Origin of the sequence: Okeania hirsuta (assembly GCF_003838195.1) — a bacterium.
Classification (GTDB): Bacteria; Cyanobacteriota; Cyanobacteriia; order Cyanobacteriales; family Microcoleaceae; genus Okeania; species Okeania hirsuta.
Genome location: NZ_RCBY01000482.1, coordinates 1 through 2,555 on the forward strand (window position 1 = coordinate 1; position 2,555 = coordinate 2,555).

Here is a 2,555-nt window from a genome sequence, read left to right on the forward strand (position 1 = left end):
GTACCATTGGTGGCCGAAAATTCAGGTTTAATTACTCCGATGCTACCGGATTTGATATAACTGATAACTGAAATGACGATCGACCTTAGACAGGGAAATGTTTTCCCACTGTTGCTTGTTCCCTGCTAACATCGATCGCGAAAAAGTTGAAACTAAATAGGACTTGCTGATTAAATCTAAAAGTCTTTATAGATAAAGGTAAGTGCTTTTTTAAGTATCAAAAAGTGCGAGGTTTTAAGTGGTAACGGTTAAAAAATGAGCGGATTTTGGTCAAGATTTGGGCAGAACAATCTTAGGACAATTCTTACTCCTAGCTCCTTGCTCATTCCCATTTCTCCCCTCCTGGGAGGGGCGAGGGGTGGGTTGTCTCCTGTATTCCCCTCCTGGGAGGGGGAGGGGCGAGGGGTGGGTTGTCTCCTGTCTCCTACCCCTACTAAAAGACTTTTGAGCGCAAACCCTAAACATCGTAATTTCGTGCTTCAGCAGCTTCTGGGTTATCCTCGCAATAGATATCGAAAGCAGTTTTTTCCAGTCTTTCTGCCTTTTGATGAGCAGCTTCAGCTTGTAACTCTTCTACAATATCCCAAGCTGCTGCACATTCTTTAGAAGTCACACCTTTTTCCGCACAAATACTTCTTGCTTCTTCAATAGCTGCTTCTATTCTCCTTTCAAGCAGTACAGATTTTGGTTTCTCCACAAAATCGCTTTTGCTTAAAATATCTGTAATTGAAATAATACCAAGTAACGTATCCTTAATTACAGGTGCTCGATGTATACCTGTATTAGCAAATAATCTCGCTACATATTCTACACCTAAATCGGGATTAACAACAATGCAAGGTTTAGTCATAATTTCATAAACTCGCACTTGTTTAGGGTCTTTGCCGTAAGCAGCAACCTTATAAACAATATCTGCCTCTGTGATAATACCATAAGCATCTTGCTCGTGACGGCGTTCTACAATTAGAGCACGCAGACAGAGATCGTTCATTTTCTTCACAGCATCAGCTACTGTCGCCGAACCACGAATTTTTTCAACCTCTGTGGTCATAATATCTTTAGCTTGCATCATCTTGACTTTTCCTCAATAATATGTATTTAGTTATTGATATTTAAACTATCAATATTTAGCAGCTTTGCTATTAATTTAAGAGTAGGATAAAAGAGTTATTTAGTCTACAGATTTATCAAATCAAATTATTTTTAATTATTTTAATTTTTCTGACTAATATGGCTGATTAAAAAGCAATCAGCAATCAGCACTCAGCAGTCAGCTTAGATTTATAGGGAATAGGAAATAGGGAATAGTTAATATTAACAAGTGGTTCAAACTATCCAAAATCAAAAATCCCAAATACAAAATTATTAAATCATACCCATAATCAGCAACATAGAAATGCAATTTAAATGGGAATTTTAACTTAAGCTGATAGGCTAGTTAATATCGGACAAATTTTTAACAGTCAATTTCCAGCTAGAAGTTTTCTCTTTATTTACCGAAATTTCATTAATAATATCTCCAAAATCTTTTTGTAGTTTTTGAGTGACAGTAATCGGAAAATCTAAATCTATTTCCCGGTCTTGTACGATCGCTGCCAACTCAGCAAAATTAACTTTTTGAGTAACTCGTTCTGTAGCTGATAATTTAAAAGTTGAAGTTTCAGAAATATTCTGTACCTGCATAGCTAATTTTATCCGCTCAAGTATATGAGCAATTTCTGAATCTAACAATTTCCATTCATGTAAAATATCTTGATATCTTTGACTTAGTTCATCTAAATTTTCAGCAGTAGGTTCAGAATTATTTTGTTTCATTAATTCGAACAAAGCTAAATGTACTTGAGCTAAATAAACCGAGTCCATTTTTGCATATTCTAACTGTTTTTCTGTCAGCGGACGCTGTCCCCAATCACTACCTTGTATTTCTTTATCTATATTTTTAAAATCAGTTAAATTTTCCACTAATGTCTTCAGTTTAAAATTAGGAACAGGCAAAATATAATAAGGTAATTTTTTTGCTATTTCCCAAGTGCAAGTAATATTTTTAGCCTCATTTTTACCCAAGAATTTAATATCAAACCTAGCATTATGAAATACCTTCTCAATATTAGGTTCAACCATTATTTTATCGATAAAAAAGTTAGTTAAATCGGGATTATCTAAAACATCCAAAATATAAACGAGACCGCCCACTAAATCTTGAGAGTCAGCTAATATTTGAATCAAAGACAATCTAGGTCTACGAGTATTATAATCAGCAACTTCTGTATCAATCCAAAGTATATTAGCAGTAGCTAATTGTTCAATACATTTTTTAAGATCATTATTATCTGTCAAATAAAACATATAAAATAAAAAAATATTAAAATTATAGTGTTAATACCAATTCACTTTAGGTATGTCACAAATAGTTTCGCTCCTTTAAATGTTAAATAACTTCCGTAAATTACCAAATCATTAAGACTTAAAGCCTCTCCTTTAAAGGAGAAACAAGAAAAATTTTTCCTTTGAGTCAATCCTCTTCTTTTCAAGGAGAGGTAATTGTTAATTATTAA

The 2,555-nt window shown here is 33.7% G+C and carries 3 protein-coding genes; all 3 read right to left on the reverse strand.

Annotated elements, in window-relative coordinates; translation table 11 throughout:
- Positions 1 to 270: 270 nt before the first annotated feature.
- The 3 genes from D5R40_RS38560 to D5R40_RS32045 all read right to left on the reverse strand — a co-directional run bounded on the left by D5R40_RS38560 (position 271) and on the right by D5R40_RS32045 (position 2,346).
- Entirely contained in the window at positions 271 to 465 is a 195-nt protein-coding gene (locus D5R40_RS38560) for a hypothetical protein (RefSeq protein WP_124145212.1), read from the reverse strand.
- Positions 458 to 1,072 carry a CP12 domain-containing protein gene (locus tag D5R40_RS32040; protein ID WP_124145211.1) on the reverse strand — a complete coding sequence of 205 codons (615 nt, stop codon included), beginning with the start codon at positions 1,070 to 1,072 and terminating at the stop codon, positions 458 to 460. Before D5R40_RS32040 ends, D5R40_RS38560 begins: the two co-directional genes overlap by 8 nt.
- 362 nt (positions 1,073 to 1,434) lie before the next feature.
- Positions 1,435 to 2,346 carry a ribonuclease D gene (locus D5R40_RS32045; RefSeq protein WP_124145210.1) on the reverse strand — a complete coding sequence of 304 codons (912 nt, stop codon included), beginning with the start codon at positions 2,344 to 2,346 and terminating at the stop codon, positions 1,435 to 1,437.
- Positions 2,347 to 2,555: the final 209 nt, after the last annotated feature.